The organism is Pseudoduganella flava (assembly GCF_007830495.1).
Classification (GTDB): Bacteria; Pseudomonadota; Gammaproteobacteria; order Burkholderiales; family Burkholderiaceae_D; genus Rugamonas; species Rugamonas flava.
In genome coordinates this window covers 230026-255222 of sequence record NZ_VLKW01000001.1, presented here as the reverse complement: position 1 = coordinate 255222, position 25197 = coordinate 230026, and the positions used below count along the sequence as shown (strand labels likewise).

26 protein-coding genes are annotated in these 25197 nt (G+C 65.4%); 12 read left to right on the top strand and 14 right to left on the bottom strand.

What is annotated here, in order from left to right:
• The first annotated feature begins 77 nt into the window (after positions 1–77).
• The 4 genes from IP92_RS01215 (at position 78) to yacG (ending at position 2599) form a co-directional block, all read left to right on the top strand.
• The gene (locus tag IP92_RS01215) at positions 78–947 is read left to right on the top strand and encodes a prepilin peptidase (protein WP_145872707.1); all 870 of its coding nucleotides are present in this window, start codon (positions 78–80) and stop codon (positions 945–947) included.
• Position 948: 1 nt separating this feature from the next.
• Positions 949–1569 (top strand): dephospho-CoA kinase, encoded by a 621-nt coding sequence (gene coaE / locus IP92_RS01210; protein WP_145872706.1) that lies wholly within the window; start codon positions 949–951, stop codon positions 1567–1569.
• Positions 1570–1642: 73 nt separating this feature from the next.
• A complete protein-coding gene (zapD, locus tag IP92_RS01205; protein ID WP_145872705.1) occupies positions 1643–2398 on the top strand; it encodes a cell division protein ZapD in 756 nt (251 codons plus the stop codon).
• 21 nt (positions 2399–2419) lie between these two features.
• The gene (gene yacG, locus IP92_RS01200) at positions 2420–2599 is read left to right on the top strand and encodes a DNA gyrase inhibitor YacG (RefSeq protein ID WP_145872704.1); all 180 of its coding nucleotides are present in this window, start codon (positions 2420–2422) and stop codon (positions 2597–2599) included.
• A gap of 51 nt (positions 2600–2650) precedes the next feature.
• On the opposite strand, the gene IP92_RS01195 is transcribed toward yacG, so the two are convergent.
• From IP92_RS01195 to argJ, 6 genes are all read right to left on the bottom strand, one after another.
• Entirely contained in the window at positions 2651–3382 is a 732-nt protein-coding gene (locus tag IP92_RS01195) for an MlaA family lipoprotein (RefSeq protein WP_145872703.1), read from the bottom strand.
• An 85-nt stretch (positions 3383–3467) separates the two neighbouring features.
• Positions 3468–4856: a sensor histidine kinase gene (locus tag IP92_RS01190; protein WP_145872702.1), complete on the bottom strand. Its 1389-nt coding sequence runs from the start codon at positions 4854–4856 to the stop codon at positions 3468–3470.
• A complete protein-coding gene (locus IP92_RS01185; RefSeq protein WP_145872701.1) occupies positions 4853–5518 on the bottom strand; it encodes a response regulator transcription factor in 666 nt (221 codons plus the stop codon). Before IP92_RS01185 ends, IP92_RS01190 begins: the two co-directional genes overlap by 4 nt.
• A gap of 238 nt (positions 5519–5756) precedes the next feature.
• On the bottom strand, positions 5757–6152 hold the full coding sequence (locus IP92_RS01180; protein ID WP_145872700.1) for an NUDIX domain-containing protein: 396 nt from the start codon (positions 6150–6152) through the stop codon (positions 5757–5759).
• On the bottom strand, positions 6149–7036 hold the full coding sequence (locus IP92_RS01175) for an ATP-binding protein (RefSeq protein WP_145873260.1): 888 nt from the start codon (positions 7034–7036) through the stop codon (positions 6149–6151). The genes IP92_RS01180 and IP92_RS01175 overlap by 4 nt, the downstream gene beginning before the upstream one ends.
• Entirely contained in the window at positions 7036–8274 is a 1239-nt protein-coding gene (gene argJ, locus IP92_RS01170) for a bifunctional glutamate N-acetyltransferase/amino-acid acetyltransferase ArgJ (RefSeq protein WP_145872699.1), read from the bottom strand. Before argJ ends, IP92_RS01175 begins: the two co-directional genes overlap by 1 nt.
• Positions 8275–8626: 352 nt before the next feature.
• Between argJ and IP92_RS01165 the strand changes: the two genes are divergently transcribed.
• Complete coding sequence (locus tag IP92_RS01165; RefSeq protein ID WP_145872698.1) at positions 8627–9838, top strand: porin; 1212 nt, start codon at positions 8627–8629, stop codon at positions 9836–9838.
• Positions 9839–9847: 9 nt separating this feature from the next.
• On the top strand, positions 9848–10258 hold the full coding sequence (locus IP92_RS01160) for a type 2 periplasmic-binding domain-containing protein (protein WP_145872697.1): 411 nt from the start codon (positions 9848–9850) through the stop codon (positions 10256–10258).
• A gap of 219 nt (positions 10259–10477) precedes the next feature.
• Here the strand turns inward: IP92_RS01160 and secA are convergent, their stop codons facing one another.
• Positions 10478–13240 (bottom strand): preprotein translocase subunit SecA, encoded by a 2763-nt coding sequence (secA, locus tag IP92_RS01155; RefSeq protein ID WP_145872696.1) that lies wholly within the window; start codon positions 13238–13240, stop codon positions 10478–10480.
• Between the two features lie 255 nt (positions 13241–13495).
• Between secA and IP92_RS01150 the strand changes: the two genes are divergently transcribed.
• On the top strand, positions 13496–13963 hold the full coding sequence (locus IP92_RS01150) for a DciA family protein (protein ID WP_145872695.1): 468 nt from the start codon (positions 13496–13498) through the stop codon (positions 13961–13963).
• A gap of 36 nt (positions 13964–13999) precedes the next feature.
• Here the strand turns inward: IP92_RS01150 and lpxC are convergent, their stop codons facing one another.
• Both lpxC and IP92_RS01140 read right to left on the bottom strand, forming a co-directional pair.
• Positions 14000–14935: a UDP-3-O-acyl-N-acetylglucosamine deacetylase gene (lpxC, locus tag IP92_RS01145; RefSeq protein WP_145872694.1), complete on the bottom strand. Its 936-nt coding sequence runs from the start codon at positions 14933–14935 to the stop codon at positions 14000–14002.
• An 86-nt stretch (positions 14936–15021) separates the two neighbouring features.
• On the bottom strand, positions 15022–15864 hold the full coding sequence (locus tag IP92_RS01140) for a DMT family transporter (protein ID WP_145873259.1): 843 nt from the start codon (positions 15862–15864) through the stop codon (positions 15022–15024).
• Between the two features lie 120 nt (positions 15865–15984).
• Here IP92_RS01140 and IP92_RS01135 point away from each other — a divergent pair, with 120 nt between their 5' ends.
• From IP92_RS01135 to IP92_RS01115, 5 genes are all read left to right on the top strand, one after another.
• The gene (locus IP92_RS01135; protein WP_145872693.1) at positions 15985–16404 is read left to right on the top strand and encodes a hypothetical protein; all 420 of its coding nucleotides are present in this window, start codon (positions 15985–15987) and stop codon (positions 16402–16404) included.
• Positions 16405–16438: 34 nt separating this feature from the next.
• Positions 16439–16936, top strand: coding sequence for an SET domain-containing protein (locus tag IP92_RS01130; protein ID WP_145872692.1), 498 nt, complete (start codon positions 16439–16441; stop codon positions 16934–16936).
• A 227-nt stretch (positions 16937–17163) separates the two neighbouring features.
• Positions 17164–17631 (top strand): DUF2628 domain-containing protein, encoded by a 468-nt coding sequence (locus IP92_RS01125; protein ID WP_145872691.1) that lies wholly within the window; start codon positions 17164–17166, stop codon positions 17629–17631.
• A gap of 145 nt (positions 17632–17776) precedes the next feature.
• Complete coding sequence (locus tag IP92_RS01120; protein WP_145872690.1) at positions 17777–19444, top strand: tannase/feruloyl esterase family alpha/beta hydrolase; 1668 nt, start codon at positions 17777–17779, stop codon at positions 19442–19444.
• A gap of 235 nt (positions 19445–19679) precedes the next feature.
• Positions 19680–20048, top strand: a complete 369-nt coding sequence (locus IP92_RS01115; RefSeq protein ID WP_145872689.1) for a hypothetical protein — start codon at positions 19680–19682, stop codon at positions 20046–20048.
• 61 nt (positions 20049–20109) lie between these two features.
• On the opposite strand, the gene IP92_RS01110 is transcribed toward IP92_RS01115, so the two are convergent.
• The 5 genes from IP92_RS01110 to IP92_RS01090 form a co-directional block, all read right to left on the bottom strand.
• Complete coding sequence (locus IP92_RS01110; RefSeq protein ID WP_145872688.1) at positions 20110–20613, bottom strand: peroxiredoxin; 504 nt, start codon at positions 20611–20613, stop codon at positions 20110–20112.
• 223 nt (positions 20614–20836) lie between these two features.
• Positions 20837–22042: a cell division protein FtsZ gene (gene ftsZ, locus IP92_RS01105; RefSeq protein WP_145872687.1), complete on the bottom strand. Its 1206-nt coding sequence runs from the start codon at positions 22040–22042 to the stop codon at positions 20837–20839.
• A 128-nt stretch (positions 22043–22170) separates the two neighbouring features.
• A complete protein-coding gene (ftsA, locus tag IP92_RS01100; RefSeq protein WP_145872686.1) occupies positions 22171–23403 on the bottom strand; it encodes a cell division protein FtsA in 1233 nt (410 codons plus the stop codon).
• Positions 23404–23449: 46 nt separating this feature from the next.
• A complete protein-coding gene (locus IP92_RS01095; RefSeq protein WP_145872685.1) occupies positions 23450–24214 on the bottom strand; it encodes a cell division protein FtsQ/DivIB in 765 nt (254 codons plus the stop codon).
• Between the two features lie 16 nt (positions 24215–24230).
• Positions 24231–25196: a D-alanine--D-alanine ligase gene (locus IP92_RS01090; protein ID WP_145872684.1), complete on the bottom strand. Its 966-nt coding sequence runs from the start codon at positions 25194–25196 to the stop codon at positions 24231–24233.
• Position 25197 lies beyond the last annotated feature (1 nt).

Below are 25197 nucleotides of genomic sequence, written 5' to 3'. Positions count from 1 at the left end.
AAGGCCCGTGCCGGCCCGCGCGGTGGTGTAAGCTTCGGTTTCGCCCGGATGGCCCATTCCCTGTACGACTTACCGACATGCCCCAGGAACTCTTCCTCTTCTCCCCGCCCGCCACCCTGGCCGCCGCGATCGTCGCCGGCATCTTCGGCCTGTTGATCGGCAGCTTCCTGAACGTCGTCATCTACCGGATCCCGAAGATGATGCAGCGCGAGTCGGACAATTACGTGGCCAGCGAGTCGGGCCAGCCGCTGCCCCACACGGACAAGTTCAACCTGATGGTGCCGCGCTCGCGCTGCGGCCATTGCGGCCACCAGATCACGGCGCTGGAAAACATTCCCGTGCTCAGCTGGCTGGTCCTGCGCGGCAAGTGCAGCGCATGCAAGGCGCCGATCTCCGCGCGCTACCCGATCATCGAAGCGTGCACCGGCGTGCTCTCCGCCGCCCTCGTGTGGCAGTTCGGCAGCGGCTGGACGGGCCTGGCCACGCTGCTGTTCGCCTACCTGCTGATCGCGATGACGTTCATCGATGCCGACACCCAGCTGCTGCCGGACGACCTGACCTACCCGCTGCTGTGGGCGGGCCTGCTGGTGAACCTGAACGGCACCTTCGTGCCACTGCGCGATGCCGTCATCGGCGCGGCCGCCGGCTACCTGGTGCTGTGGTCGATCTACTGGGCCTTCAAGCTGCTGACGGGGAAGGAAGGCATGGGCTACGGCGACTTCAAGCTGCTGGCGGCGCTGGGCGCGTGGCTGGGCTGGATGATGCTGCCGACGATCATCCTGCTGTCCTCCGTCGTGGGTGCCGTCGTCGGCATCGCGCTGATCGTGTTCGCGAAACGGGGCCGCAACAACCCGATCCCGTTCGGCCCCTACCTGGCCGCCGCGGGGCTGATCGCGCTGCTGTTCGGCGAGCCGATCGCCGCGTTCACGCAGGCGCTGCTGGGCTGACATGGCGCGCTTCACGGTAGGCCTGACGGGCGGCATCGGCAGCGGCAAGAGCGTCGTCGCGCGGCTGTTCGCCGAGCGCGGTGTGGACATCGTCGATACCGACCAGATCGCGCGCAGCCTCACCGGCCCGCACGGCGCGGCGATGCCGGCCCTGCTGGACGCGTTCGGCGCCGGCTATGCCGATGCGCACGGGGCGCTCGACCGCGCGAAGATGCGCGCGCTCGTGTTTTCCGAGCCGGACGCGAAGCGGCGCCTGGAAAGCATCCTGCACCCGATGATCCGCGACGCCGTGTTTGCCGAGAGCCTGCTGGGCACGGGGCCCTACGTGATCTTCGACATTCCGCTGCTGGTCGAGTCGGGCACGTGGAAGGAGCGCGTGGCACGGGTGCTCGTCGTCGACTGCCCGGAAGCGGTGCAGCTCGAGCGTGTGGTGGCTCGCAACGGCCTGCCGGCGGCGCAGGTACAGGCGATCATGGCCACGCAGGCGCCGCGGCAGGCCAGGCTGGCGGCGGCGGACGACGTCATCGAGAACGGCGGCGAACTGGCCGCGCTGGCGCCGCAAGTGGACCGTTTCCATGCCAATTACTTAACGATGGCCGCACGATTGGTGAGAAACGTTTAACAACGTTTGTATTTTTGCCTCGCATGGTTCAGAATCACGAGCATATTTCAGGTCTACCAACGAGGGATTCACTTTGATCGTTTATGAATATCCTTTCAACGAGCGCATCCGCACGTTGTTGCGCCTGGAGGACCTGTACGAGAAGTTCAAGTTTTTCGTGCATCAGGAACACCCGATGCAGCATCACGTGGCCCTGGCCACGATCTTCGACATGCTGGAAGTGGCCGGCCGCGCCGACCTGAAATCCGACCTGCTGCAGGAACTGGAGCGCCAGAAGCAGACGCTGATGGGCTACCGTTCCAACCCCGCCGTGCAGACCGAGATGCTCGATGCGATCCTCGCGGAGCTCGACAGCGTGTCCGCCGCCCTCGTCGCGGCGCAAGGCAAGACGGGCCAGAACGTGCGCGACAACGAATGGCTGATGAGCATCCGCGGCCGCACGATCATTCCCGGCGGCGCCTGCGAATTCGACCTGCCCTCGTACTACGCCTGGCAGCAGCACCCGTTCGAGCAGCGCTACGGCGACATCGTCACGTGGTTCGCGCCGCTGGCGCCGCTGTTCGACGCTCTGGCCCTCGTGCTGCGCCTGCTGCGCGATTCGGGTGCCCCAAAGAAGATGATCGCCAACGCCGGCAGCTACCAGCAGATGCTGCAGGGGAAGGTCTATCAGATGCTGCGGCTGACCGTCGACTCGTCGCTCGGCGCCATCCCCGAGATCTCCGCCAACAAGTACATGCTGTGGGTACGTTTCACGAGCCAGGGCGGCGACTGCAAGCCGAAGCCGCTGGAAGAAGACGTGCCGTTCGAACTCACGCTGTGCAATTTCTAAGCAATATCGAAGTCAATACCCATGCCTACCGTTGTCGACTGCCCCACCTGCGGCAAGAAAGTGGAGTGGAGCGAGAAAAACAAGTACCGCCCCTTCTGTTCCGAACGCTGCAAGCAAATCGACCTGGGTGCCTGGGCCGAGGAAAAATACACGATCCCCGGCGCCGCGCCAGCCGATCCGCTCGACGAGGAAAAGCAGTAGCGCACTGAGCGCGCCACTGCCCCTCTCACGCCTTACACGCGTTCACTCCCCTCACTGCTGGGCAATCTGCGCCTTGCGCCGCTGCGCCCACATGTCGCGCACCATCGCGTATTCGTCGACCGCCAGCTCGCGCATATTGTCCAGGCCGAGCGCGCCGGCGCGCATGCTGCCCAGCTGTACGACCGCCGCTGCCGCGCTGACGCCCGAATCGTCGATATGGCCGGGCGGGTTCAAAGGCTTGTCACCGAAGCCGGCGCTGAAGTCGCGCAACGTGCTGGGGCCCTGCAACGGGGCGACAAAGTAGCGCGAATCCCGCCAGCCCCACACGGCCAGCGTCTGGCCGAAATCCTCGTTCGACCGCGTCAGCGCCAGCTTGCTGGCCGGGTCGAACATGCCGCCGATGCCGGCCGTCGTATTGACGACGAAGCGCCCGAACGTCCGTGTCGCGCCGCCGGGCCGCCCTTGCAGCAGCTGGTTGACCATCGTGCGCGGCTCGCGCAGGTTGGCGAAGAACGACGTCACGCGGTGCTGCACGACGTTCGGCACCACCGTGTCGTAGGTGACGCCGATGGGGCGGGCGATGTACTTGTCCACCTTGCCGTTGAAGCTGTACATGCCGCGGTTGTAGCGTTCCCACGGATCGGCGATGGGCGCATCGGCAGGCTGGCCGCTGAAGGCAGGCGGGGTCTCGGCGGGCAGGTTCGAGGGCGCAAGGTTGTCGGCGGCATGCGCGCCGGTGGCCAGCACGGTGGCGGCGAAGAGGACGAAATGACGTGGTTTCATGGGAGCGTTCCGTGGTCGTGGCGCGCCGACATGGCGCGCCTCAAGCCGATCATGGCCGCGCGGCGTTAAGCCGGTTTTAGCGTTTTTAAGACTTCTTTAAAGCGTGCCGGCGGGCGGCGGGTGCCACGCCGGGAAAGACCACGCGCACCGTCAAGCCCCGGCCATCGAGCCCCGTATCCATCTCGATCGTCGCGGCGTGCGAGCGGGCGATGCTGGCCACCAGCGACAGGCCGATGCCGCTGCCCCGCACCGTGCTCCCGGCGGCGCGATAGAAGCGCTCGAAGATGGCATCGCGCTCGGCGAGCGGGACACCCGGGCCGTCGTCGGACACTTCCAGGTAGATGCCGGCCCCTTTGGCGGCCGGCGCGTGGCGGCAGCGCACCAGCACACTGCCGCCCTGCGGCGTATAGCGCAGCGCGTTGTGCAACAGGTTGCGCAGCAAGATGCCGATCTCGTCGACGTCGCAACAGATCGGGCAAGGATGGACGTCCAGGTACAGCGCGCGCCCGCTCCGGCTGGCGGACACCTCGAATTCCTGCGCCACGTGTTCCACCAATAACGCAAGGTCGACCTGCGCTCGCTGGTGCGCCCTGGCCCCGGCATTGATGCGGGCCAGGTCGAGTAATTGTTCGGACAGCCGGGTGCTGCGCCCCGCCACGACGAGCAGCTTGCGCAGCGCGACCTGCTTGTCCTCGGGATCGGCAGCCTGCAACGCAATCTCGGCCTGCGCCTGGACGGCCGACAGCGGTGTGCGCAGCTCGTGCGCCGCGTCGCCGATGAAGCGGCGCTCGTCCTCGACGGCTTCGTCGAGCTGGCGCAGCAGGTCATTGAACGAGGCGACGAACGGGTGCAGCTCGCGCGGCAGGCCGTCGAGCGGCAACGGCGTCAGGTCGAACCTGCTGCGGTGGCGCATGGCCGCGCTGAGCGCCAGCACGGGCCGGAACACGCTTCTCGTCGCGAGCCAGATGGTGGCGGAAACGATCACCACCAGCACCGAGATCAGGATCAGCCCATGCCTGACGGAGTTGCGCATGTAGCCATCGAGGATGGCGTGCGCATTGCCCACCTGGACGGTGACGCGGCCCGTCTTGTCCGTGGCGGAGTACGCCCGCCACCGCTTGCCGAGGACCACCGTCGATGCCAGGCCGTCGGCGAAACTGGCCACCAGCGGCGCGTCCGGGGCGCCGGGCGTCGCCGCGACCAGCCGGCCGTCGACCCAGATCTGGAATACCAGCGCATCGGCGGCGACGCTTGGCGCGGCGCGCGGTTGCAGGCCGGCTTCGCGCAGCCCGGCGCGGTCGGCATCGGCGGGCAGGGTCGACAACAGCCGGGTCGCCATCAACGCCAGGTTCTTGTCCGCCGTCCGGCCTTCGTAGAATTGCGACAGCACGGCGACCAGCATCCCGGTACAGCAGAGCGCAATGGCGCCGATGACGACGAGGATCAGCCGCAGGTTCAGCGAGCGGGCCTTCATGCCGCCGGCGGCCCGACGACATAGCCCAGGCCGTGCACCGTGCGGATCAGGTCTTCGCCCAGCTTGCGGCGCAGCTGGTGGATGAACACGGCGATGGTATTGCTCTCCACCGTGCTGGCGCTGCCGTAGACGACGGCGTGCAGGGTGTCGCGCGTGATCACGTGGCCGGGCCGTTCGACGAGCGCCAGCAGCGTGCGGTACTCGTAGGCGCTCAGCACGACATCGACGCCCGCCTTGCTGACGACACGGCGGGCGCGGTCGATCCGCACGTCGCCATGGGTGAACACCGGGATCACCCGCCCCTGGCTGCGGCGGATGACGGAGCGCACGCGCGCCCACAGCTCGTCGAACTGGAAAGGCTTGACCAGGTAGTCGTCCGCGCCCGCATCGAGCCCGGCGATCCGTTCGCTCAGCTGGCCGCGGGCCGTCAGGATCAGCACGGGGGTCGCATCGTAGCGGTTGCGCATCGTGCGCAGCACCGTCAGGCCCGAATCGCCGGGCAGGCCGATGTCGAGCAGCACCGCCGCGTACGTGTGGTCCGTCAGCGCCGTCCGCGCCGCCTGCGCATCGGCCACGTGGTCGATGCTCCAGCCGCTCTGGCGGGCACCGTCGCAGATGCTTTCACCCAGCATGGCGTCGTCTTCGACAAGGAGGAGGTGCATGGGCTGCGGTCGAGTGGTCGGAAAGCCGCAGCATGACGCAACGGTTTTAGGATTTTTTTAAGGCGCCGGTTCGCATGAATCCAACCCAACGGCAAACCCTGGGGCCAGACCCGCCGGGGCGAAGCCGGGATTTCAAGGAGCACCGCTCCTTGCCGGCGCAGCGGTGTGGGCCTGCAGGCCCACACTCCTCCCTGACCCCGGCTTCTGCCTCTGGTTTTATGCATGCGTCGCCAACCCTTTAACAGCGGTCGATCCACTGCAGCAGCGGGATCGTCGCCGGCAGCAGCGGCTCGACACCCACTTCGCCCTGCCACGCGAACGCCTGGCCTTCCAGGCTTTGCGGCTCGCCGCGCCAGTCGCGGCTGATGAAGAAGTGCAGCCGCACGTGCGCGTGTTCGTACACGTGCTCGACGCCGCACCACTCTTCCGCGGACAGCACTTCGATGCCCAGCTCCTCCATGAATTCGCGCTGCAGCGCCTGGAAGATCGTCTCGCCCAGGTCCACTTTCCCGCCGGGGAATTCCCAGTAACCCGCGTATGGCTTGCCCGCCGGGCGCTGGCCCAGCAGCACGTCGCCGTTCGGTTTCATCAGGATGCCGACGGCCACGTCGATCGGTTTTTTTACTTCCGTCATGCGCGCTTTCCCGCATGGTCGCGGGCGAACTGCCATGCGACGCGGCCCGAACGGGAACCGCGCTGCAACGCCCAGCGCAGCGCGTCGCCGCGGGCTTCCTCGATCTGCGCCGGCGTGCAGCCAAACGTCGCCAGCCAGTGCGCGACGATGTCCAGGTAGTCGTCCTGCTTGAACGGGTAAAACGACAGCCACAGGCCGAAGCGCTCGGACAGCGAGATCTTTTCCTCGACCGTTTCGCCCGGGTGCAGGTCGCCATCCTCATCGTGCTTGTAGCTCGTGTTGTCCGACATCCGCTCGGGCAGCAGGTGACGGCGGTTCGACGTCGCGTAGATCAGCACATTGTCCGACTGCGCCGTGATCGAGCCGTCCAGCGCCACCTTCAGCGCCTTGTAGCCGCTCTCGCCTTCCTCGAACGACAGGTCGTCGCAGAACACCACGAAGCGCTCGGGCCGGCCGGCGACGAGGTCGATGATGTCCGGCAGGTCGGCGAGATCCGCTTTATCCACTTCGATCAGCCGCAGGCCCTGGTCGGCGAACTGGTTCAGGCAAGCCTTGATCAGCGACGATTTGCCGGTGCCGCGCGCGCCCGTCAGCAGCACGTTGTTGGCCGGGCGGCCCGCCACGAACTGCCGGGTGTTCTGCTCGATCTGGGCCTTCTGATTGCCGATATTGTGCAGGTCGTCCAGCTGGATCGTCGACGCGTGCGCGACCGGCTGCAACCAGCCAGTCGTGCCGGCGATACCGCCGCGCTTGCGCCAGCGGAACGCGAACGCGGCGTTCCAGTCCGGCGCCGGCACGGCGGGCGGCAGCAGCGCCTCCACGCGCGCCAGCACGCGCTCGGCGCGCGCCAGGAACGTGGCCAATGAGTCGTCCTGCCCCGCCATCACGAACGGTAGTCGGCGTTGATCGACACGTAATCGTGCGACAGGTCGCACGTGTAGACGGTGGCCTGGGCGCTGCCGCGGGCCAGCTTCACGCGCACCGTGATCTCGCTTTGCTTCATCACGCGCTGGCCGTCTTCTTCCTTGTAGTCGGGATTGCGGCCACCGTCCTTGGCCACCCACACGTCGTCCAGCCACAGGTTGATCTTGGCGACGTCCAGGTCGTCCACGCCGGCATAGCCGATGGCGGCCAGGATGCGGCCCAGGTTCGGGTCGGATGCGAAGAACGCCGTCTTCACGAGCGGCGAGTGGCCGATCGAGTAGGCGATCTTGCGGCACTCCTCGGTCGAGGCGCCCTCTTCCACCGTGATCGTGATGAACTTGGTGGCGCCTTCGCCGTCGCGCACGATGGCCTGCGCGAGGAACACGGACAGCTCGGTGACGGCGGCGGCCAGCTCGCGGTATTCCGGCGAGTCGACCGAGTTCACTTCCAGCGTGCCGGCGCCGGTGGCGACCAGCATGAACGAGTCGTTGGTCGACGTATCGCCATCGATCGTGATGCAGTTGAACGACTTGTCGGCCGCTTCCTTCACCAGCACGTCCAGCACCGGCTGCGCCACCTTCGCATCGAACGCCAGGTAGCCCAGCATCGTGGCCATGTTCGGCTTGATCATGCCGGCGCCCTTGCTGATGCCCGTCAGCGTGACCGTGTGGCCGGCAATCGTCACGGTGCGCGAGCCGGCCTTCGGCTGCGTGTCCGTCGTCATGATCGCTTCGGCGGCATTGAACCAGTTGTCGGCCTTCAGGTTGCGCACCGCGGCCGGCAGGCCCGCCTTGATCTTCTCGACGGGCAGCGGTTCCAGGATCACGCCGGTGGAGAACGGCAGGATTTGCTGCGGCGCGCAGCCCAGTTCCTGGGCCAGTGCCGCGCAAGTGGCTTGCGCATTCGCCAGGCCCGCCGCGCCGGTGCCCGCGTTGGCGTTGCCCGTATTGACGAGCAGCGCGCGGATCGGCTTGCCGCCCGCCTTCACGGCGGCCAGGTTGTCCTTCGAAATCTGCACGGGGGCCGCGCAGAAGCGGTTCAGCGTGAACACGCCGGAGACCGTGGCGCCATCGGCCAGCTTCATCACCAGCACGTCCTTGCGGTTCGGTTTCTTGATGCCTGCTTCGGCATAGCCGATCTCGATACCGGCAACGGGTTTCAGTTCAGCGGCGACAGGAATGGGGGAATTGACGGCCATGGGTCGGTTCTCGGCAGGAAGAAAAAGTAAATAGGAAGCCAATATTGTAATCCCTCGCGCGGCACGGCGCGGCAGTGACTTCCAGTATCAGCCCACCTGATGTTATCGCTACCTTTTGCTGCGCTTGCACATAAGGCATTTCACTTTCTTATGCCTTCAAGACAGGCAGGAATGCCTTTACTGACAGGGTTTCGCAAAAAAACCACACCATCGATAATCATAAAGCACGAAACAGCCGATTTCACTTTCATGCACTGCGGAAATTAAATAAAGTTGCATCGCATTAAGACTGTCCTGGGCAATCTCCGCTACGGGGACAGGAAAGAACACAACAACCATCGGAAATCGGAAGATGAAAAAGCGACTGTTAGTAGCAGCACTGCTGGGCACGCTGGGCGTGTCGGCCCAAGCGGCAACCCTCGGCGACGAGAACCTCACGATCACGGGCTTCGGCACGCTGGCTGCGGCCAAGAGCAACACCGAAGACGCACGCTTCACGCGCTCGAACCAGCGCGAAGGCACGGCGGGCACGACGACGATCGGCCTCGATTCGAACCTGGGCCTGCAGGCCACGTATTCGTTCTCGGACAAGCTGTCCGCGACGACCCAGATCCTGTCGCGCAAGTCGACCGGCGACAGCTTCACGACCGAGCTGGCATGGGCCTTCGTCAAGTACAAGATCAACGATGAAACCGCCGTGCGCCTGGGCCGCGTCGTGGTGCCGTCGTTCCTGATCTCGGATTACCAGAACGTGGGCTACGCGAACACGATGATGCGTCCGCCGATCGAGATGTACGGCCAGAACATCATTGAAAACGCCGACGGCGCCGACATCAACTGGCAGCACAGCTATGGCGACACGAACGTGACCGCCCAGGCATTCGTGGGCGTGGCCCGCGGCAAATCGTACGTGGCCTCGACGCACACGGAACCGCGCTATCACGCGCCGGCCGCCGGCTTCGCGGTCAGCGCCGAACACGGCCCCGTCACGCTGCGCTTCGCCCACGTGCAGGGCAAGCTGACGTCGACGGAAGTCACCGCGATCAACTCGCTGACCGACACGCTGACCAAGCTCGGCTTCGCCCAGCTGGCCAACGACATCTCGATCAAGGACGGCAAGCGCATGGCCTTCACGTCCGTTGGCCTCCTGGCCGACTGGAACAACATCGTCGTGCAGGCCGAATACGGCATGCGCCGCGCGAAGGAACCGGTCTACCTGTCCGAATCGAACGCGTGGTACACGATGGCCGGCTACCGCTTCGGCAAGGTGCTGCCGTACTACGCCCACGCCAAGTATGACGGCAAGGGTTCGACGTTGACCGTGCCGGCCGCCCTGGCCGCCGTCCCGACGCTGAACGCCACCGTGAAGGGCATGCTGGCACCGTCCGACCAGAGCTCGGACATCCTCGGCGTACGCTGGGACTTCGCCAAGTCGGCCGCGCTGAAAGTGCAGGTCGACCGCGTGAAGCCGGGCGCGAAGAACGGCTTCCTGTCCGACGTGACGCCTGCCGGCGTGGGCAAGAACGTCACCGTCGTCGCCGCCGGCGTCGATTTCGTGTTCTAAGGAGCCACCATGAAAAAGACCCTCGCTACCCTGATCGTTGCCGCACTGGGCACGTTCGCCGCGGCTTCCGCTTCGGCCGAGATCGTGGTGATCGTCAGCGCCAAGAACCCGGCAACGCGCATGTTCTCCGAGCAGGCCGCCCAGTTCTTCCTCGGTAAATCGACGATGTTCACGCCGGTCGACCAGGCCGACGGCTCGGCCATCCGTAACGACTTCTACAAGAAGGTGACGGACAAGGATGCCGCCCAGGTGAAAGCCATCTGGTCCAAGCTGGTCTTCACCGGCAAGGCGCAGGCACCGAAGGAGTTCAAGTCGAACGCCGAAGTGAAGAAGGCCGTCGCCGATGACCCGAAAGCGATCGGCTACATCGACAAGTCGGCTGTGGACGATACCGTCAAGGTCATCCTGACGCTGCAGTAAGCCGTCTTACGGCGCTGTGAAGAACCCGGCCAGGTGCCGGGTTTTTTTGTTTGATCCGAGAAGCAGCGTCGAGGGCCGGACGGCAGGACGAGGCTGCCGAAGTCGCTGTGGATTTGCGTATTTCCACTGCAATGAAAAAAGCCCGGCATTACGCCAGGCTTTCTTGACCCAAAATTCAACGTCTGGGGTCGGACCCGGCGGGTCCGACCCCGGTCTTCATCACGCCAGCTTGCCGTGGCAAGCCTTGTACTTCTTGCCGCTGCCGCAGGGGCAGGGATCGTTGCGGCCCACCTTCGGGCCCACCTGGACCGTCGCTTCCGGCATGCCGGCTGGCATGGCCGTCGGTGCCAGCAGCTCTTCCGGCGCCGCGTTCGGGTTGAAGTCGGCGTGCTGGTAGTGCACGTTCTCCACGTGCGACGCGGCCAGCGCGGCTTCGGCCGCTTCGACTTCCTCGCGCGACTGGATGCGCACCGTCATCACCATGCGCACCACTTCGTTCTTGATCATGTCCAGCATCTGGCCGAACAGCTCGAACGCTTCGCGCTTGTACTCCTGCTTCGGGTTCTTCTGCGCATAGCCGCGCAGGTGAATGCCCTGGCGCAGGTGGTCCAGCGCGGCCAGGTGTTCGCGCCAGTGGCTGTCCACGCTCTGCAGCATCACGCTGCGCTCGAAGCCGCCGAAGGCATCCTTGCCGACGATCGCGATCTTCGCGTTGTACTGCTCGTCCGCGGCGGCGATCACACGTTCGACGATCTCCTCGTCGGTCAGGCTCGATTCCTTCTCCAGCATCGCCGCCAGCGGCAGGTCGATCTGCCATTCCGCGGCCAGCACGGCCTGCAGCGCCGGGATGTTCCACTGCTCCTCGACGGATTCGGCCGGCACGTACTGGCGCACGATGTCGGTGAACACGCCGTGGCGCAGGTTCTGGATCATGTCCGAGATGTCGGTCGCTTCCAGCAGCTCGTTACGCTGCTGGTAGATCACCTTGCGCTGGTCGTTGGCGACGTCGTCGTATTCGAGCAGCTGCTTGCGGATGTCGAAGTTGCGGGCCTCGACCTTGCGCTGGGCCGACTCGATCGAACGCGTGACGATGCCCGCCTCGATCGGTTCGCCTTCCGGCATCTTCAGGCGTTCCATGATCGCGCGCACGCGGTCGCCGGCGAAGATGCGCAGCAGCGGATCGTCCAGCGACAGGTAGAAGCGCGACGAGCCCGGGTCGCCCTGGCGGCCGGAGCGGCCGCGCAGCTGGTTGTCCACCCGGCGCGATTCGTGGCGCTCGGTGCCGATGATGTGCAGGCCGCCGGCCGCCACCACCTGCTCGTGCAGCGCCTGCCAGCCGTCGCGCAGCTTCTGCGCCTGCTCGGCCTTCTCGGCGTCGGACAGGTTCGCATCCGCTTCGACGAACTGGATCTGCTTCTCGACGTTACCGCCCAGGACGATGTCGGTACCGCGGCCGGCCATGTTCGTGGCGATCGTGATCGCTTTCGGCGAACCTGCCTGCGCGATGATTTCCGCTTCGCGGGCGTGCTGCTTCGCGTTCAGCACGTTGTGCGGCAGCTTGGCCTTGGTGAGGATCGACGACAGCAGTTCCGAGTTCTCGATCGACGTCGTGCCGACCAGTACCGGCTGGCCGCGGTCGTAACACTCGCGGATGTCGTTGACCATCGCCTGGTATTTTTCCTGGGCCGACTTGTACACCTGGTCCTGGCGGTCCTTGCGGGCCGACGGGCGGTTCGGCGGGATCACCACGGTCTCGAGGCCGTAGATCTCCTGGAATTCATACGCTTCCGTGTCGGCGGTACCCGTCATGCCGGCCAGCTTGCCGTACATGCGGAAGTAGTTCTGGAACGTGATCGACGCGAGCGTCTGGTTCTCGTTCTGGATGCGCACGCCCTCTTTCGCTTCGACGGCCTGGTGCAGGCCATCGGACCAGCGGCGGCCCGTCATCATGCGGCCCGTGAATTCGTCGACGATGATCACTTCGCCGTTCTGCACGACGTAGTGCTGGTCCTTGTGGTACAGCGCATGGGCGCGCAGCGCCGCATACAGGTGGTGCACCAGCGTGATGTTGGCCGAGTCGTACAGCGACGCGCCTTCCGGCAGCAGGCCCATTTGCGTGAGGATCGCCTCGGCCCTTTCGTGGCCGGCCTCGGTCAGCAGCACCTGGTGCGCCTTCTCGTCCTTCGTGTAGTCGCCCGGCACCTCGATCTTGCCCTTGCCGTCCGGCGTCTCTTCGCCCACCTGCAACGTCAGCTGCGGCGGCACGGTGTTCATCTTGTGGTACAGGTCCGTGTGGTTCTCGGCCTGGCCGGAAATGATCAGCGGCGTACGGGCCTCGTCGATCAGGATCGAGTCCACTTCGTCGACAATCGCGTAGTTCAGGCCGCGCTGCACGCGGTCGCGCACTTCGAACACCATGTTGTCGCGCAGGTAGTCGAAGCCGAATTCGTTGTTGGTGCCGTACGTGATGTCGGCCCCGTAGGCCTGCTGTTTCAGCGCATGCTCCATCTGGCCCAGGTTCACGCCCGTGGTCAGGCCCAGCCAGCGATACAGCTTGCCCATCGTCTCGGCGTCGCGCTGGGCCAGGTAGTCGTTGACGGTCACGATGTGCACGCCCTTGCCGGACAGCGCATTCAGGTAGGCCGGCAGGGTTGCCGTCAGCGTCTTGCCTTCACCGGTGCGCATCTCGGCGATCTTCCCGTAATGCAGGACCATGCCGCCGACCAGCTGCACGTCGAAGTGGCGCATCTTGAACACGCGCTTGGACGCCTCGCGGCAAACGGCGAAAGCTTCCACGAGCAGGTCGTCCAGCGCCTCGCCGGCCGCCACGCGTTCCTTGAAGGCGGGCGTTTTCGCCTGCAATTCGGCGTCCGACAGCTTTTCGTACTCCGGCTCGAGAGCGTTAATCGCTTTTACCGTTTTTTGGTATTGCTTGAGCAACCGTTGATTACGGCTGCCGAAAATCCGGGTCAGTAAGGACATGCTTGAATTCTTGAATAAACGCCGTTTAAAAAATAGCTCGCTTCGCGACCTGCCCGGAGCGCCGCCCGCTTGTCCGGAGCCCCCGCAGTTGCCCGCCTGTGGCAAAAGACCATGATTTTAGCACGGGGGTACATTGGGATGGCCGCTGGTAAGACAATAGCCCGATTGGCAATATTAACATTCGGCAGTTACCGCTCCCGCCGGTTGCCCCGTGCCGATGCTGCACGCGCGGCGTGCCTATGCTATGTTTCGCGCATGCGATTCAACTCCCCCAACCAGAACCGGGCCGCCGTCGAAGCGACGGATTTCCTGCGCCGGCACGACCGCCTCGCCGCGCTGCTGCCGGCCGTGCAGCGGATGGCGCGCCTGCAGCAGGACTGTGCCCAGGTGCTGCCGGCCGCGTTCGCGAGCTGCGACATCCTGTCGTTCGAGGCGGGCCAACTGGTGCTGGCGGTGCCGAACGCATCGGTCGCCGCCAAGCTTAAACAGCAATTGCCAAAACTTCAAGACGCACTGTTGCACAAGGGGTGGCAGATCGACAACGTGCGCCTGAAGGTGCGGATGACGCCGGCCGTCGTGGCGCCGCCGCCACCGCGGCGCCAGCTGGAGATTCCCGAGATGGGGGTGGAGTCGTTCGCCCGGCTGTCCGAAACGCTGGAGCCCAGCAAACAGAATGCGCCGCTGATTGAGGCGCTGAAGAACCTGGTCAAGCACCGGCGCTAGCTTGCCGGGTGCACGGCCTGCCGGCCAGCGCACTTTCTAGTTATACGACCATTCCTGTTCCAGCTGCTTCGCATACGACGGCGGTGCCGCGTCCAGCGAATCGTAGGTGACGATCTCGTACGCATCCGGCTGGTCCATCAGGGCGCGCAGCAGCTTGTTGTTCAGCGCATGGCCGGACTTGTGCGCCTCGTAGGCACAGATCAGCGGATGGCCGATCACGTACAGGTCGCCGATCGCGTCGAGGATCTTGTGGCGCACGAATTCGTCGTCGTAGCGCAGGCCGTCCGGGTTCAGGATGCGGTACTCGTCCATCACGATCGCATTCTCCAGCGAGCCGCCCCTGGCCAGGCCGATCCCGCGCAGCATCTCCACGTCCTGCATGAAGCCGAACGTGCGCGCCCGCGCCACCGCCTGGATGTACGACTGGCTGCCGAAGTCCACCGACGCGCGCTGCGCGGTGCCGTCCACGGCCGGGTGGTTGAATTCGATGAAGAAGTCCAGCTTGAAGCCTTCGTGCGGCACCAACCTCGCCCACTTCTCGTTGGCGCCCTCGCCTTCGCGCACCTCGATCGTCTTCTTGATGCGGATGAATTTCTTCGGCGCGTCCTGCTCCTGCAGGCCGGCCTGCTGCAGCAGGTAGACGAACGACGACGCCGAGCCGTCCATGATCGGGATTTCCTCGGCCGTCACGTCGACAAACAGGTTGTCGATGCCAAGACCGGCGCAGGCGGACATCAGGTGCTCGATCGTCGACACGCGCGCGCCTTCCTTGATCATCACGGTGGCCATGCGGGTATCGCCGATCTCGAGCGGGCCGACGGGGAACACGACGGGCGGCTGCAGGTCCACGCGGGCGAAGACGATGCCCGTATCGGGCGGAGCGGGACGCAAGGTCAGTTCGACCTTAGTGCCGGAGTGCACGCCGACACCAGTGGTGCGAACGGCTTCTTGGACGGTACGTTGTTTCAGCATTTCACGATTATATCGGCTTTCCCGGCCGCTCGTGCCGCGCCGCTCATCCGCTCAAAGGGCGATAAAATCCAGACAATATGCGGGTTTCAAGGGTGTTCGCTTTCCGCGTGGGCAGCCTCGCGGCGCACCAGGTAAATGCCGCTGCCGATGATGATCGCGGCGCCCGTCAAGGTCCAGCGGTCCGGCAGCGTGTTCCACAGCGCCCAGTCGATCGCCACGCCCCACGCCAGCGCCGTGTACTCGAACGGCGCCACGATCGACGCCTTGCCCATGCTGAACGCCTTCGTGATCGCCAGCTGGCCGAAGAAGCCCGACAGCGCCAGCGCGACCAGCACGGGCCAGTCGTCCCAGCGCAGCGGCACCCAGCCATGCCATGCCAGCGGCACGGCGCCCAGGCCCATGAAGGTCAGCAGCCAGAACATGATGTGTTCATTCGCATCGGTGCGCGACAGGATGCGGCTGGCGATCGCCGACACGGCATAGCACGCGGCCGAACCCAGGATCGCCAGCCCGGCCAGCGAGATGAAGTTCATGCCGTCGGGCCGCAGCACGACGAGCACGCCCACCAGGCCGACGACGATCGCCAGCCACTGCATCGCGTCGACCCGCTCCTTCAGGATGAACACGGACAGCGCCGTGATCAACGCGGGCGCGATGAAGAACACGGAATACGTCTCGGCCAGCGGCAGCGACTTCAGGCCGTAGGCGAACAGCGTCAGCATGCCGATGCCGAGCGCGCCGCGCAGCAGCTGCAGCGGCCAGTGCACGCGCAGCATGCCCTTGAACTTGCCGCGCCACGCCACGTAGGCGCACACCAGCGGCATCGAGCAGAACGCGCGCAGCACCGTCACCTGCATGGCCGGGTAATGGGCGGCCAGCATCTTCATCGACGTGTCCATCAGCGAGAACATCGCGACGGCGGTCAGCATCGCATAGATGCTGTGCAGGTTTTCCTTGGCTTGCGGTTTCAACGGCGGTCCATGATCTTGGCGGGATGACCATTGTACGCAAAGAGATCCACCGCGGCCCAGCCATGGCATACTCGAACGATGAAGACGATCCTGCTCACTGTCACCCTGCTCGCCGCCGGTCTGCACGGCGCCTGCCGCGCCGCCGACGATTGCACGGCGCCTTCAGCGCGCACGCTCGCCAGCATCGACGAGCTGCCCGAGGCAGTGCAGGCCCTGTTGGGGCGACGCGAACCGGGCATTGGCGGCATCGCCGATGCGGGCAGCCGGTTCAACCCATCCGATGCGGTGGCCGGCATGCCGCCGCTGCCGATGCGCCGTTTCGCCAGCGCCAGCGCGGGCGACGGCTGCTACGCCGTCACGCTGGAACAGGGCGGGATCGCGCACTGGTTTGAAACCCACATCGTGCGCCGCGAGCGCGGCGCGTGGCGCGTGGCGGGCACACGCCGGCCCGCGCCTGCCGAACTGCCGCCGGAGCACACGAAACAGCGGCAACCGTGATCGTGCGCGCGGGGAAGCGCGGTATGATGTCGAAATGACTACGCCCGCGAAGAAAACCCCCTCCCCCATGTATGAAGTGCACGAGTCGCCGATCCATGGCAAGGGCGTGTTCGCCCGCACCAGGATCCCTGCCGGCACCCGCATCATCGAGTATGTCGGCGAGATCGTCGACTGGGATGAAACGTGCCGCCGCACGGCCGCCAAGGGCGGCCCGATCAACCATACGTTCTTCTTCACGCTCAATAACGGGCTGTTGATCGACGGCGGCGCGGGCGGCAACGAGTCGCGCTTCATCAACCACTCGTGCGACCCGAATTGCGAAGCGATGGAGGAGGACGACCGCGTCTACATCCACGCGCTGCGCGACATCGAAAAGGGCGAGGAGCTGCGCTACAACTACGGCCTGATTTACGACGAGCGGCACACGCCGGCCGTCAAGAAGGCCTTTGCTTGCCGCTGCGGCGCGCCGAACTGCACCGGCGTGATGCTGGCGCCGAAGAAGCGCAGCCGCGCGAAGAAAGCCGCCGCGTAACGTTCCCGGCTCGCCGGGGCGCGCGATCGTAGCAGCAAGCATGCGCGCAGCGCCTGATCGGCCGCAACAGCGGCCGATGCCGTTTCGACGACCTCCTCTAGAACATCCCGCTGTGCGCTGGCGCCGCGCAAGCGCCGACACTTCCTTGACAATTGACATATTGATAATTTGTCTGGCCCGATATAGTCGTGCCCGCCATAACAACCGATTGTCAACAGGGAGGACTTATGTCGATTTGCCAGAACTGCGGCACGCATTTCATCAGCAGCGCGCTGTGCACCACCTGCCGCCCCGCCATGCCGGCGGCGCCGGCGCCGCTTGAATACGCCACGCCGCAAAAGCTGCCGCTCGTCTGGACGGAAAAATTCGCGCTGATCGACCGCGCCGGCGGCGTCGGGCTGCCGAAGCTGACCCAGCTGCCGCTGGCCGCCCGGCTGCGCATCCATTGCAACCTGTTCGCCATGCTGTTCGGCGTGCTCTATTACGTGTGCAAGGGGATGTGGAAGCGCGGCGTCTCGCTGGCGCTGCTGGCGATCGCGCTGACCCTGCTGCTGCAGTGGAGCGCCGCGCCGCTGGGCCTGTCCGCCGACACCGCGCACAACTTGGCCACCGCCCTGTCCGCGCTCGCTTACGCTTGGCGCGCCAATGTCGATTACTACAAGCAGGCAGTGCTGGGGGACGATAGCTGGTGGTGACCGCTGCCGCTTCTTGTCCCAGCCCCGGACCTTGCTCCGGGGTTTTGCTTTTTGGCTACGTGCACAATAGCTTTCCTGGTGACAAAAAATCAAACTGCTTGTATTCTGGAAATTAGTTAGGTTTTTTTTAACCAGGAGATCGTAGATGGCTTTGCCCAGCAGCTTCAAACACAGCACCGTGGTCATGACGGCGGCACTCCTTGCCGCGTGTGGCGGCGGCACGGATACCGATACGACGGCGGCAAAAACGTCCGCTGCCGCTGCCGCCGAGGCCCGCCCGCGCAACTGCGACGCGCTTGCCGGCCGCACCGTCCCCGCCGCCGCAATCGGCTTGCCGACGGGTGGTGCCACGGTGACGTCGGTGACGACGGTCGCGAGCGATGATCGCGCCGCCGCCTACTGCCAGGTGCTGGGTTCGATCGCCGCGGCGCCATCCGATGCGGCGGGCACGCCGGAAATCCGCTTCCAACTGAACCTGCCGCTGGTCTGGAACGGCAAGGCCGTGCAGATGGGCGGCGCCGGCTACAACGGCACCGTCGTCGATGCGACGGCGGCCATTCCGTTCGCGCCGGGCGCCACGCCGCTGTCGCAGGGCTATGCGACGTACGGCTCCGATTCCGGCCACACCGGCGCGCTGTCCTCCGCCGAATTCGCGCTGAACGAAGCATCGCTGACGAACTTCGGCTACGCCCACATCAAGAAGACGCACGACGCGGCATTCGCATTGATCCGCCAGTACTACCTGCGCGCACCGGTGCGCTCGTACTTCGCCGGCGGTTCCACCGGCGGCCGCGAAGGCATGACGGCCGTGCAGCGCTACCCGCGCGACTACGATGGCGTGATCGCCAACGCGCCGGCGCTGAACTTCACCGGCGTGCGCCTGCACGGCGTGCGCATCGGCCAGGCCGCCTACGGCACGCCGGGCGGCTTCGTGAACCGCGCCAAGCAGCTGCTGATCCGCAGCACGGTGCTGGCGCAATGCGACGCGGACGACGGCGTTGCCGATGGCCTCGTCGGCAACGTGGCGGCCTGCCGCGTGAAGAGCGGGGCGATCCTGGCGGCGCTGCGCTGCCCGAGCGGCGCGGACGAAGGCGACACCTGCCTGTCCGACCCGCAGATCGCGACCGTGCGCGCGATCGCCGACGACCTCGAACTGCCGTACGCGCTGGCGCACGGCGTGACGCGCCACCAGGGCTACAACATCCTGCAAGGCGCGGACTTCTCCAACACGATGGGCTCCTCGGCCACGCCGGTGGCGCCGCCGACCGTGCCGGCCAACGGCTACATGTTCTCGCAGGGCGACGGCTACCTGAAATACTTCATCGCCAAGGACGCCGCGCTGAACACGCTGCAGTTCAACCTGGCCAACCCGGGCACGCTGCAGCAGCGCCTCGTCGACATGTCGGCCACCGTCGGCGCGACGAACCCGGACATCGACACCTTCCGCGCGCGCGGCGGCAAGCTGATCGTGCTGCACGGCCTGGCCGACGAGATCATCAGCCCGAACGCGACGATCGCCTACTACCAGGGCCAGGTGGCCAAGTACGGCCAGTCGAAGGTGGAAGACTTCTTCCGCTTCTACACGGTGCCCGGCTTCGGCCACAGCGTCGGCGCGTTCTCGCCGTCGTGGGCCGCGCTCGACGCGCTCGACCAGTGGGTCGAGAAAGGCACGCCGCCCGGCACGCTGGTGGCCACCGACGTGACGGCCGCCACGGCCGGCCGCACGCGGCCACTGTGCAAGTATCCGGCGTATCCGCGCTATAACGGCGGAGATGTGAATGCGGCGGCGAGCTTTGCTTGTGTGGTGAACTGAGGGACCGGTAGCGCATCCTGCCCCGCGGCTGCTGTCGCGGGGCAGGCCGGCATTGCGACGCCGGTAGTCCAGCCACAGCGCGATCGGGTGTCGCGGTAATGCCTCACCTGTCGCCACGCCCGCAGCTCTGTTGATTACGGCCAACGCTCGGCAGTAATGGCTCTTCAAAATATCCGGACAGCTTTCGCCGGAAAGCCGTGCGGTCGTTGACCGCGAACCTGGCCGGGAGACGCCTTTGAAACGCCCTGTCCTCGCTCTTGCTGCGCTGATCAGCTCCGCTGCACTGTCCCAAGGAGCGGAACTATGGGAATGGATACTGCGGCCGGCCGAAACACGCTACGCAATCTACGGCGGCGATCTGAGCGAAATGCATGCGCCAACGCGTAACGACGTCCACGTCGCCTTCTATGTGCGCGGCCGCGCCGCGAAGGACATGTTCAACGCGATGGACCCCGACAGGAAGAGCGAATGCGGCATCGAAGATGGTGCCCGCGTGAGGCAAAAGGAAAACGTCGCGTGCCGCTATCGCCCGTCGGACGGTTATGAATGCGACTTCGGCTTCGACCTCCGCTCAGGCAAGAGCATCGGCGGCTCGATCTGCTGACCCAAACAAGAACGCCCCTTGAGCAGGGGCGTCTTTCAGTTCAGCTCAGTGTGCAGCGGAATTACAGCTGCCCCAGCAGCGTCTCCGCATTCGACACCTCGAACTTGCCGCCCTGCTCGACGTTGAGCTGCGTGACGACGCCGTCCTCGACGAGCATCGAGTAGCGCTGCGAGCGCGTGCCCATGCCGAACTTCGAGAAGTCGGCGTCCAGGCCCAGTGCCTTGCTGTAAGCCGCGTTACCGTCGGCCATCATGCGCACGATGCCGGTCGCCTTCTGCTCGCGGCCCCAGGCGCCCATCACGAACGCGTCGTTGACGGAGATGCACCAGATCTCGTCCACGCCCTTGGCCTTGAACTCGGCGGCGTGCTGCACGAAGCCCGGCACGTGCTTGGCCGAGCACGTCGGCGTGTAGGCGCCCGGCAGGCCGAAGATGGCGATCTTCTTGCCTTTGACGAGGTCCTGCACGTTGAACGTGTTCGGGCCCAGCGAGCAGGCTTCGGTTTCGACTTCGATGTATTCGGACAGCGTGCCTTCGGGCAGCTTGTCGCCGATCTTGATGGTCATGTGGGGACTCCTCTATCTCTTCAACACAAAAAAAAAAGCCGCGCAGGACAGCTGCCCTGGCGGCGGCTCCGGCAAGTATGCCAGAGCGTGAGCGAACGCGCTCAAGGCGCCGGTCCCTCTCACAAAGCCCGGCGCGGCGGCGGCCCCGGCTTCAGGAGCCGCCGCGTAATCCTCTGCGAAGTCAGCCCGCTCGCGCGGGGAAGCCGGATCCCGGACGACGTCCTCAGTCGGCCTGCTTGCGCAGGAACGCCGGGATGTCGTAGGTTTCCATGCCGTTCTTTTCCATCGCGCGCACCTGCTCGGAGGCGGACTCGCGGCGCCACACGGCCGGGGCCTTCATGCCTTCGAACGAGTGACCGCCGGCGGCGCCCACGCCCATCGATACGGACGTGGAGCCGACGCCGCCGCCCAGCGCGGCCTGCGGGGCGTTGTGCGTACCGGTGCGCAGCATCTGCTGCGGTACCAGCTGCACGTGCTTCTTCGCCTTGCCGAGGCCCGTGGCGACGACGGTGACGCGGATCGCGTCGCCCATCGCATCGTCGTAGGCGATGCCCTGGGCGATCGACGCGTCCGGTGCCGCGAATGCGCGCACGGCGGCCATGACTTCCTTGATCTCCTTGCCCTTCAGGCCGCGGCTCGCGGTGACGTTGACCAGCACGCCGCGCGCGCCGGACAGGTCCACGCCGTCCAGCAGCGGCGACGCGACGGCCTGCTCGGCCGCGATGCGGGCGCGGTCGACACCGGAAGCGGTCGCGGTACCCATCATCGCCTTGCCCTGCTCGCCCATGATCGTCTTCACGTCGTTGAAGTCGACGTTGATGTGGCCCGGCACGTTGATGATCTCGGCGATACCGGCCACCGCGTTGTTCAGCACGTCGTCCGCATGCTGCAGCCATTCGATCAGCGACTCGTCCTCGTAGATCTCTTCGAGCTTCTCGTTCAGGATGACGATCAGCGAGTCGACGTTCTGGGACAGCTGTTCCAGACCCTCGTCGGCGATCTCCATGCACTTCTGGCCTTCGTGCGAGAACGGCTTCGATACCACGGCCACCGTCAGCGCGCCCAGCGACTTGGCCACTTCGGCCACGATCGGTGCGGCGCCCGTGCCGGTGCCGCCGCCCATGCCCGCGGCGATGAACACCATGTGCGCGCCGCGCAGCGCATCTTCGATACGGTCGCGCGATTCCTCGGCCAGCTTGCGGCCGACGTCCGGCTTCATGCCCGCGCCCAGGCCGGTCTCGCCGATCTGGATGATGTTGTTTGCCTTGGAAGCCGACAGCGCCTGTGCATCGGTATTCGCGGCGATGAACTCCACGCCGCTCATGCCCTTGTTGATCATGTGCTGCACCGCGTTACCGCCCGCACCGCCGACACCTACCACCTTGATCACCGTTCCCAGTGATGCGTTATCGACCATATCGAACTCCATGATGTGCTCCTAAAAAGAATGCGGTTTCCAAGCGCCAGGCCTCATATCGGTAGAAGAACTGGAGATTGAAAACTGCGTATATATAAAAAATTCCCTTAACCCTGTACTGCTTGCGGGTGCCTCGTTTTTCAGAAATTACCGAGGAACCATTCTTTCATGCGCTGCCACACCGCCTTCACGGACCCGTCCTGACGCGTGACGATGTGCCCGCGCAGATACTGCTTCTTCGCTTCCAGCAGCAGGCCGAGCACGGTGGCGTAGCGGGGGCTGCGCACCACGTCGGCCAGCTGGCCGCGATAATCCGGCGTGCCGAGACGCGCCGGTTTCAGGAAGATGTCCTCCGCCATCTCGACCATGCCAGGCATGATCGAGGTGCCCCCGGTCAGCACGATGCCGGACGAGAGCACGCCCTCGTAGCCGGACTCGCGCACGACCTGGTGCACCATGGCGAACAATTCCTCCACGCGCGGCTCGATGACGGCAGCCAGCGCCTGGCGGGAGAGGTTGCGGGGACCGCGGTCGCCCAGGCCCGGCACTTCCAGGTGTTCCCCTGGATCTGCCAGCACCTGCTTGGCCACGCCGTAGCGGATCTTGATTTCTTCCGCTTCGGCCGTGGGCGTCCGCAAGGCCATGGCGATGTCGTTGGTGATCTGGTCGCCGGCGATCGGGATCACTGCCGTATGGCGGATCGCGCCGTCCGAGAACACTGCAACGTCGGTGGTGCCGCCGCCGATATCGATCAGCACTACACCCAATTCCTTTTCGTCCGGCGTCAGCACGGCATCCGCGGATGCCATCGGCTGCAGGATCAGGTCCGAGACCTCGAGCCCGCAGCGCCGCACGCACTTGACGATGTTCTGCACGGCGCTCACGGCGCCGGTAACGATGTGTACCTTCACTTCCAGCCGGATGCCGCTCATGCCGATCGGCTCGCGCACGTCTTCCTGGCTGTCGACGATGAATTCTTGCGGCACCGTGTGGAGCAGCTGCTGGTCGGTCGGGATATTGACCGCTTTTGCCGTTTCGATGACGCGCGCCACGTCGGTAGCCGTGACTTCCTTTTCCTTGATCGCCACCATGCCGCTCGAGTTGAAGCTGCGGATATGGCTGCCCGCGATGCCCGCATACACATTGCGGATCTTGCAGTCGGCCATCAGCTCCGCTTCCTCGAGGGCGCGCTGGATGGATTCCACCGTCGCTTCGATGTTCACCACCACGCCCTTCTTCAGGCCCTTGGATTCGTGCTGTCCCAGCCCGATCACTTCGTGGCGGCCATCGCCCATCACTTCGGCCACCACGGCCACCACCTTCGAGGTGCCGATGTCGAGGCCGACGATCAGGTTTTTCGCGTCTTTTGTCATCTGTTTTGCTCGTCTGTATTCGCGTTTTCTTCGCGTATTTGTTCGGTTACTTCTTGGCCTTCTCGGCCGGTATCTTCAATCCCGTCGCCGACAGCGCCAGCCCGTTCTGGTAGCGCATGTCGATCGTCTCGATGTTCTGCACCCGCGCGGCCAGCTGCGGCCAGATGCCGACCAGCCGTTCGACTCTTTCCTTCAGCATCGTCGGCGTCTGCTCGCGCCCCAGCGCGACGCTCATGCCGTTATTCAGCGTCACCGTCCATGCATAGCGCCCCGACAGCGCCAGCCCTTCGGGAATCAGCCGCGCCGGCGCGAACCACTTGCGCAGCTCCGCGTAGCGCGACAGCACTTCCTTCTCGCTGCCGTCCGGTCCGGAGAACTGCGGCAGCTCGTGGTCCTCTTCCGCCTCGGCCAGGTTGGCCGTGAAGACGTCGCCCTTCACGGACAGCAGCCGGCCATCCTCGCCCCAGGTACCCAGGGCTTCATGCTCTTCCACTTCCACGATCAGCTGGTCGGGCCATTCGCGCCGCACCGTCGCGCGGCGTACCCAGGGCACCGACTCGAACACCTGGCGCACGCTTTCCAGGTTCGCCGTGAAGAAGTTGCCGCGGATGCGGCCCTGCGTGCCGTTCTTCAGGGTCAGCAGATTCACGTGCCGCAGCTCCGACGTCACCATCGGTTCGACGCGGATCGTGCGCAGGTCGAACACGGGGCGGTGCGCCAGCCACCAGACGAAAGCGCCAAAGCACGCGGCCGCAACAAAGGCAAAGATGCCGTTGGCGGTTGCGTTCAAGGCTTTCGCGTCTTGCCACATAAATGCCGCTTCCCTCTCAACCCTTGTTCTTCAGGCGCGCGCCGCGCAGGATCTCGACGCACAGCGCTTCATACGACATGCCCACCGCGCGCGCCGCCATCGGCACCAGCGAATGGCTCGTCATGCCCGGCGACGTGTTCACTTCCAGCAGGAACGGGCGCTGGTCGCTTTCGCGCAGCAGCACGTCGACCCGGCCCCAGCCCTCGCAGCCCAGCACGCGGTATGCCTCCACGGCGCAGCGCTGCATCTCGTCCTGGATGTCCTGCGGCAGTTGCGGCGGGCAGAAGTACTGCGTCACGTCCGTGTAGTACTTGTTCTGGTAGTCGTACTCGCCCTGCGGCGCCACGATCTCGACGATCGGCAGCGCGCGTGCCGTCGCACCGGTGCCCAGCACGGCGACCGTGAACTCGCGGCCCGCCACGAATTCCTCGGCCAGCACTTCGTCGTCCAGCGCGGCCGCCTTGTCGTAGGCCGCCTGCATTTGCTCGGCGGCGGTCACCTTCGTGAAGCCGATCGACGAGCCTTCATGCGGCGGCTTCACGGCGATCGGCAAGCCCAGTTGCGCGGTGGCGGCGGCCAGGTCCGTGCCCGGTTTCAGCACCGCGTAGCGCGGCGTCGGCAAGCCCGCATTCAGCCACATGATCTTCGTCGTGATCTTGTCCATCGCCATCGCGCTGGTCATCACGCCGCTGCCAGTGTACGGAATGCCCAGCAGTTCCAGCGCGCCCTGGATCGTGCCGTCCTCGCCGTAGCGGCCGTGCAGCGCGATGAACACGCGGTCGAATTTTTCCGCCGCCAGCTCGGCCAGCGAACGCTGGCCTGGATCGAACGGATGGGCGTCGATGCCCTGGCTTTGCAGCGCCTGCAGCACGCCGGTGCCGGACATGATCGACACGTCGCGCTCGGCCGAGCGGCCGCCGAACAGCACGCCGACCTTGCCGAACGCCTGGGCTTCCTGGGGAGTGATGGTGGGAGTGCTCATA